Raw genomic sequence first — 1,168 nt, 5'->3', positions numbered from 1 at the left:
AGATTATTCAATGATTTTAGAAACGATACCGGCACCAACAGTGTGGCCACCTTCACGGATAGCGAAGCGGAGCTTCTCTTCCATAGCGACCGGAACAATCAGTGTGACATCCATCGTTACGTTATCACCCGGCATAACCATCTCTGTACCTTCCGGCAATGTTACAATGCCGGTAACGTCTGTCGTACGGAAATAGAACTGAGGACGATAGTTGGTGAAAAATGGTGTGTGACGTCCACCCTCATCCTTTGTCAGAATGTAAGCTTCCGCCTTGAACTTGGTGTGCGGAGTAACTGTACCGGGCTTTGCCAATACCTGACCACGTTCAACACCTTCACGTTCAATACCACGAAGAAGTGCACCAATGTTGTCGCCTGCTTCACCTTCATCAAGAAGTTTGCGGAACATTTCAACGCCGGTAACTGTTGTCTTCGTCGTCGGACGAATACCAACGATTTCAACTTCGTCACCAACCTTGACAACACCGCGTTCAACACGACCGGTAACAACTGTACCACGACCGGAAATCGAGAACACATCTTCAATCGGCATCAAGAAAGGCTGATCAATCGGACGCTTCGGAGTCGGGATATATTCATCAACTTCGTGCATCAACAAACGAACAGCATCTTCACCGATTTCCTTATTGGTGCCTTCAAGAGCTGCCAAAGCAGAACCCTTAACGATCGGAATCTCGTCACCGGGGAAATCGTATTTCGAAAGAAGTTCACGAACTTCGAGTTCAACGAGCTCGAGAAGCTCTTCGTCATCGACCTGATCAACTTTGTTCAGGAAAACAACAATTGCAGGAACACCAACCTGACGGGCAAGCAGAATGTGCTCACGTGTTTGAGGCATCGGGCCATCAGCTGCCGAAACAACAAGAATAGCACCATCCATCTGCGCAGCACCGGTGATCATGTTCTTGACATAGTCAGCGTGTCCCGGGCAATCAACGTGTGCGTAGTGACGCTTCTCTGTCTCGTATTCTACGTGTGCTGTAGAAATCGTAATACCACGAGCGCGTTCTTCCGGCGCAGCATCAATCTGGTCATACGCCTTGAACTCGCCAAAATACTTTGTAATCGCTGCTGTCAGCGTTGTTTTACCATGGTCAACGTGACCAATCGTGCCGATGTTTACATGCGGCTTCGTACGTTCATATTTG

General features: G+C 48.5%; 1 protein-coding gene. It reads right to left on the bottom strand.

All coding sequences use genetic code 11. The features are described 5' to 3' along the window. Nucleotides 1–3: 3 nt before the first annotated feature. Nucleotides 4–1,168, bottom strand: a 1,165-nt coding sequence (gene tuf / locus H3V14_RS10740) for an elongation factor Tu (RefSeq protein WP_075870912.1), incomplete at its 5' end; no start/stop codon positions are given.

The sequence above is a fragment of the Bartonella sp. W8151 genome (assembly GCF_016100385.1).
Taxonomy (GTDB): Bacteria; Pseudomonadota; Alphaproteobacteria; order Rhizobiales; family Rhizobiaceae; genus Bartonella; species Bartonella apis.
Note: the sequence above shows the minus strand (reverse complement) of the source record. Positions and strands in the feature narration are given on the sequence as shown.